This window comes from Thioalkalivibrio sp. ALE25, assembly GCF_000377285.1.
GTDB lineage: Bacteria > Pseudomonadota > Gammaproteobacteria > Ectothiorhodospirales > Ectothiorhodospiraceae > Thioalkalivibrio.
Window position 1 is genome coordinate 96,677 of the sequence record NZ_KB897932.1, and the last position, 6,293, is coordinate 102,969.

Below are 6,293 nucleotides of genomic sequence, written 5' to 3' on the forward strand. Positions count from 1 at the left end.
CGTCGTGCTGATGCTGGCGCTGGGCACGTGGACCCTGGGTACTTCCGACGCGGGGCTCGAAGACTTCGCGCAACTGGAGGAGGTCGCCGCCATCCGGTACGGCCCGGAGACCGCGGAGCGGGTCCGTGAATGGCGCGAGTTGCTCGAATCGCTGGCAGACGAAGACGAGCAAACCCAGATCGCACGGGTGAACGAGTTCTTCAACCGTCTATTGCGTTATCAGGACGATCAGGTCACCTGGGGCCAGGAGGACTTCTGGGCGACGCCGCTGGAGGCCATGGACAAGGGTGCCGCCGACTGCGAGGACTACTCGATCGCCAAGTACGTCAGCCTGCGCAAACTGGGCATCCCGGATGAACGTCTGCGGCTCTTTTACGTGCGCGCCCGTATCGGCGGCCCGGGCAGCAACCTGAGCCAGGCCCATATGGTCCTGGGCTACTTCGAAACTCCGCGCGATGAGCCCCTGGTTCTCGACAATCTGATCACCCGTATCGAGCGCGCCGGGGAGCGCGACGATCTGACGCCAATCTTCTCGTTCAACAGTCGGGGCCTCTGGCCCGACGGCGCATCACAATCACAGGCCGACCCGACGGCCCGGCTGTCCCGCTGGCGCCGGGTCCTGGAACAGCTGGCGGAATACGGTCTCGATCTTGAACAACCCATCAACCCGACCCCATAAAGAGGGCGCAGGCATGACGTTGAGAAAACAACTCTGGATCGCAGTGGCCATCATCATGCTGCTCGCGCTGCTGGTGAGCATCGTCGCCAGCACGTTGTCGGCACGCAACTACCTGGCCCAGCAGATTCTGACCAAGAACATCGACAACGCCGCCTCGCTTGCCCTGTCGCTTTCCCAGCTGCCCAAAGACGACACGACCGTCGAACTGCAGATTGCCTCCCAGTTCGATACCGGCCACTACCGCCATATCCGGCTCGAGGATCCCACGGGCGATCTCATGCTGGAACGACGCAATCCCGAAGCGCCGCGGGGTGTCCCGATGTGGTTCATCGACACCCTGGATTTCGATGTCCGCCCCGGGGTGGCACAGGTGTCCGACGGCTGGTCGTCCTTTGGCACGCTGATCGTCGAGAGCCAGACCAATTACGCATACGAAGAACTCTGGGCCGGCACCCTTCGATTGACGGCAATCTTCACGGTGGGGCTCCTGGTCATCGGTTTACTGGGGTCGTTCCTGCTCGGACGACTCATCCAGCCCCTCCGGCAAGTCGTGGACCAGGCCGAAGCGGTCGGTGCACGCCGCTTCATTACCACCCCGGAACCGCGCACATGGGAATTCCGCGCCCTGGTACGTGCCATGAACCAATTGACCGAGCATGTCCGCGCCATGCTCGTTGAAGAGTCGAGACGACTGGAACGCCTGAAGACCCGACTGCAGCACGATGACGTGACGGGCCTGCTGGCTCGGGAGCCCTTTCTCGCCCGCCTGCAGGCCACGCTGGATAACCGACATGCGGGTTCCTCCGGCAGCCTCGTGGTGCTCCGCATCCACGACCTGGCCACGATCAACCAGATCGTCGGCCACCAAAATCTCGATGCGCTGCTCGCGCGAATCGCGAAGGTCGTGGAACAGGCCGTCGCCCATACCGAGTATGGCGCCGCCGGACGGCTCAACGGCTCCGACATCGCGGTCTTTGGTGACAGTATCGCGGACAGTCACCGCTTCGCGCAGTCCCTTCTGGGCGGCGTTCGGGATGCGCTCGGCGACGACGCACCCGACGCCCTGACGCTTCATGTTGCCGCGACCCTCTACCACCCTGAAGACACCACCGGGGAGGTTCTTGCGCGAGCGGATCTCGCGTTGGCACGGGCGGAACTGGAGCCCGGCGATGCAGTCGCCCACGAGCCCCATGCCGCCCTTCCCTATTCGGACCAGCATCAATGGCGGGCGGCCATCACCGACGCGCTAGACCAACACGGGGTCGAGCTGGGCCGGTTTCCGGTGATCGATGCCGACCAACAGCTGATGCATCACGAAGCGCCGATGCGCCTGTTACTCGACGGCGAACGGCGACCCGCGGGCTATTTCATGCCCTGGGCCGTGCGCCTCGATCTGATCCGCCGGCTCGACGACGCCGTCCTGGAAGCGGCCCTGTCTCAGCTGCAATCGCCCGACGAACGCCTGGCCATCAACCTCTCGGTCAACAGCCTGCGTGACACCCACTTCCGTCAGGCCCTCGAGTCCCGGTTGCAACTCGAACCCCAAGCGGCGGGGCGCCTGTGGGTCGAGTTCCCGGCTCGTGGTGCACTCGCACACCCTGCGGAACTTCGCGATCTCTGCCGCATCGCGCGCCTGACGGGGTTCACCGTGGGGCTCGAGCACGCAGGACCGGAAGCCTTTCAGGCGCACGACCTGACCACCTTTGGCCTCCATTATGTCAAACTGCAGGCTTCCCTGGTCCACGGCGTGCATCGCTCCAGCGAGACCCAGGCCCTGATACGCGGGCTTTGCACCCTGGCCCACTCCATCGGGATCCTTGTGATCGCCGAAGGCTGTGACAGCAGCGACGACATCGAACTGCTGATGGACGCCGGCATTGATGCCGTCACGGGGAGCGCCGTCCGGGAACCGACGCGTTAGGGAGACGCCGATTCAATCGCGCCGGATCGCTGGCTTCCGCATCTTCACTCGTGCACGGAGCCAGCTGGCCGCCCTGACCGGGCCAGCGACGGCCCGGTACTCGCCCCGCACGAACCCGCCTTTCTCAGGGATTCCCTTCCGGCACAGAAAAAGGCCCGGGCCGCACCGCGGCGCCGGGCCCTTGATCCCGATGGCAGAGACCGCTACTGATCGATAGAGAGGTGCCCGTTATCGATCAGGGTCTGGATAAAATCGTACGACGAGTCGAAGCCATCCATGCTGATCCCTTCCAGCGTGATGGCGTAATCGGCACCGCCCGCGTCACTCCCCAGCATGCCGCCCGAGCTGATGTGCAGCACGGTATCCTCGCCCTGCGCTTCCGCCATCAGGTACTGGTCGATCGTCTCCTGGCTCGCGCTGGACAGGAGCTCGCCGAGCGTGATCTGGGCACCGGGGTCGTTGCTCTCCAGGCTGAAGCCCTGGATCACGAAGCGCGCCGGATCCTCCATGCTGCCTTCACCACCCTGCGACACGACAAAGATGTCCTGATCCGAATCGACCGTCAGGAAATTCGCACCGAAGGAAAAGGCCTCTTCGCCACCCGCGGGATAGAACTCCGCATCCTCGCCCTGACCCACCTGCACCGAAAGGTCGACTGGCTTCACCGCGAACGCGCTTTCGTCCCCACTGGCTCCAGGACCCGTACTCCCGCCCTGGAATGCAATGAAGGCGAACGTCTCGCCACCAAGCTCCAGGAAGCCATTCTCATCCACATCGCTGGCCAGATCGCGGGCATCACCGATCCGCACACCCTCGGCGTCGTACAGGTGATAGGAACCGCCGTTAATGGCGCCCTGGACCTGGAACACGGCCGTATCGGTCGGGCTGACCAGCGTAAAGAGCAGGGCCTCGCCGAACTCGATCGCGTTGGGGTCATCCGAAGCCCCTTGGTGGTCGATCGCGAAAAAGCCATCCTGATGCGAGACGGCTGCACTCTTCGAACCGGTCTCCTTCAGGTTGTTCGCATTCGCCATCGTCCCCTGAACATCACTGCCGCCAACCGTGTGGGCAGAAGCCATCAGATCCGGCACCAGATCCGGCGGCTCTTCGCCACTCGGCTCGGGCACGGGAGCCACGCCACTACCGGTATCCACGAGATCGTCCATCCCGGACAGGACCACCGTGCCCTCGATCGTTACATTCAGCTGATTGCCATCCACCAGGCCGGCGCGAATCGCTGCGGCCCCGGCCTCGGTCAGGACCACCACCCAGTTGCCCGAGCCGTCCTGGGCCAGCACCAGGTAGGCTGTATCCCCACCCACGATGCTGTAGGCGATCGCCCCGGCCAGTGATGGGTCCAACCCGTCCAGATTCAGGACGTGAGACACATCGAAAACCACGTCACCCGCCGCGGCGTCATTCGCATCTTCGTAGCCGTATCCCGCTGTCACCGACACCGATACTGCAAGGGTCGGGTACGCGACAGGGGGGGGATCCACGGGCGGTGGATCGACAGGCGGCGGTTCGACCGGAGGCTGGTCTACCGATGGATCGGTCGGTGACGTACCGGGCGGAATGCCCGTCTCGATCCCTTCTCCCCCGGGAACCGCTACGGTCTCGCCCAAGGCGTCCGGCCGATCGAAGGCGTTCACCGGGAAGGTGTAGTTAATCGGCTCCATAGGCTCGCTAATGCGCGCGACGCGGACAAACCCGCCCCCTTCGCTCTCACCGCCCTCCAGGCCCGCTGCGGGAGGTGCGATCAGCTCATCCAGCGACTCACCGCGGTCGAGGGCGGCAATCACTTCTTCCGCCGTCGGGATCTCCGGATTATCGGCCCGCCCGCTCTCCGCCAGGGCCTCGCCCATCAGGGCCTGCTGGCCCTCGCCAAGCGAAACGGCGACACCGTCCATCCCTTCCAGTTCCACCGACGCGCCGCGCAGCGGGATCACTTCCTCGCCCGCATACACCGGATCGCCCACGGCAAGCACTCTCGAGTTGCCCTCGGCATCCCGCGCAATCACCGTCCCGGTCAACGCCTGTACGGTGGCCACCACAGCATTCACAGCCATTGTCCCCCTCCTACGCCGATCCTGCAGACCGGCCCATACGAACGCTCTCGCGTCCCGTCTCAATCCAGTTGTTGCGTATCACCCGATTGAGCGACCACAGACACACTCGACCCTATCGCGCCTCGTCTACTTGCCGACGGGCCTAAAGCAGGCCCTCATCGTCTTCCACCAGGGTCAGACGTTGCGCCGAGGCGCGAAGATCCTTGCGCCCCAGCAGCTTCTTCTGTGCGGCCTCCGGCAAATCCGTAAACCGGATCACGCCTTTGTCCGTGAGCACCTCGACCAGGTCCTCCAGCACGCGAATCAGCTCCAGGTCGGAGGCCTGCAACGCCGCCGGCGCTGCCTCCCCACCATTCCCGCCGAGAAACGCCAACATCTCCGGCGCATCCGCTGCCACGAACTCCGTGCAATCGGCATTCGCCTCGCGGCTCACCTGGTCGATCCTGCCTTCCGTATCCCGTCTCACATACATGCGCGGCCCCTCCGGCCGTTTCCGACTCAGCTTCCCAGACTACACCCCCAGACACGAAAAAGCCCCGCCGATTTGCACCGGCGGGGCTTTATCTACGACCGCTTACTGGTCGATCGTCAGCTGCCCGCTATCCAGCATATCCTTGACGATATCGTCGCTGTACTGGACGTCCTTCAACGTGATGACCTGATTGGCATTATCGGTGTCACCATTCAGGCCGCCCTGGGAGTTGACGTAAAGCTTGGTGTCGGCGCCGTCCTGCTCGGCAATGATGTAGTCGGCAATGTTTTCCTCGCTCTCACCCTGAAGAAGATCCTTCAGGTCGAGAACGTTGTCGCCATTTCCAAAGTCGGTCACTACATCATTGGCGGGCGCGTCGCTCGTTCCTTCGTCACCCGCATTCCAGCGGAAAATGTCGTCTCCAGCTCCACCGGTGAGGATGTCGTCGCCCGGCCCACCGATCAGAATGTCATCGCCTTCGGTACCGATCAACATACTTCCTTCGCTATCGCCCTCTAGGGTTACTCCTTCCGGGCGAATCCCAAACCCCGCGCCACCGGAACTATTGAATCCAATATATTGAAACTCGCTTCCGTCTTCCGCTTGGAAAGTACCATCCGAAGGGAAATCATCCGCACCTTTGTTCAGACGTTCGCCATCCGCATTAAACACGTCCCACCCACTGTTATTTTGCCAATCCCCTGTGAACGAGACGGTAACAGCCGACACCGGCTGACCAAGGTCGATCATGAGGAATTGAGGGTTCGACACCATATAGAATCCATCACCATCTGCGCTGGCAGGATCATTGTCCTCCATAATCTTGGTCGCCGAGTCCTCACGCGACCAAGCATTTTGCCCAACAAGATAGGCGTCACCATAAATTGGCTCCGGCTCCGGGTCCGGCATCGGCACTTCCACCGATGCATCATCAACGCCGGTAACCGTGATGGTGTTTTCACCCTCACCGATCTCCTGCGTACCGGTCACCGTCACACTGGCACCCGCCGGGTCGAACTGGCCATTGCGGATCGCCTGGGCCCCGTCGTCCGTCAGCACGATGGCGTCGCCCGCCTCGTTCAACGCGAAGTAGCCTTCGTCGTTGCCATCGGTGATCTCATAGCTCACCTCTCCGCCCAGATCCGGATCGAT

The 6,293-nt window shown here is 63.1% G+C and carries 5 protein-coding genes; 2 read left to right on the forward strand and 3 right to left on the reverse strand.

What is annotated here, in order from left to right:
• The first annotated feature begins 4 nt into the window (after positions 1-4).
• On the forward strand, positions 5-679 hold the full coding sequence (locus tag C996_RS0108525; RefSeq protein ID WP_038032697.1) for a transglutaminase-like cysteine peptidase: 675 nt from the start codon (positions 5-7) through the stop codon (positions 677-679).
• Between the two features lie 13 nt (positions 680-692).
• Positions 693-2,600: a LapD/MoxY N-terminal periplasmic domain-containing protein gene (locus C996_RS0108530; protein WP_026279256.1), complete on the forward strand. Its 1,908-nt coding sequence runs from the start codon at positions 693-695 to the stop codon at positions 2,598-2,600.
• 203 nt (positions 2,601-2,803) lie between these two features.
• Here C996_RS0108530 and C996_RS0108535 read toward each other — a convergent pair whose 3' ends face one another.
• The 3 genes from C996_RS0108535 to C996_RS14790 form a co-directional block, all read right to left on the reverse strand.
• A complete protein-coding gene (locus C996_RS0108535) occupies positions 2,804-4,669 on the reverse strand; it encodes a retention module-containing protein (protein ID WP_018867035.1) in 1,866 nt (621 codons plus the stop codon).
• A 142-nt stretch (positions 4,670-4,811) separates the two neighbouring features.
• Positions 4,812-5,141, reverse strand: a complete 330-nt coding sequence (locus C996_RS0108540) for a hypothetical protein (protein ID WP_018867036.1) — start codon at positions 5,139-5,141, stop codon at positions 4,812-4,814.
• A gap of 102 nt (positions 5,142-5,243) precedes the next feature.
• Positions 5,244-6,293: type I secretion C-terminal target domain-containing protein (locus tag C996_RS14790; RefSeq protein WP_038035739.1), on the reverse strand; the 1,050-nt coding region annotated here is incomplete at its 5' end.

What these genes read in the sequence shown, in the direction of transcription:
- C996_RS0108535 (WP_018867035.1), bottom strand. Translation starts at nt 4,669, where the DNA reads ATGGCTGTGAATGCTGTGGTGGCCACCGTACAGGCGTTGACCGGGACG.
- C996_RS0108530 (WP_026279256.1), top strand. Translation starts at nt 693, where the DNA reads ATGACGTTGAGAAAACAACTCTGGATCGCAGTGGCCATCATCATGCTG.
- C996_RS0108540 (WP_018867036.1), bottom strand. Translation starts at nt 5,141, where the DNA reads ATGTATGTGAGACGGGATACGGAAGGCAGGATCGACCAGGTGAGCCGC.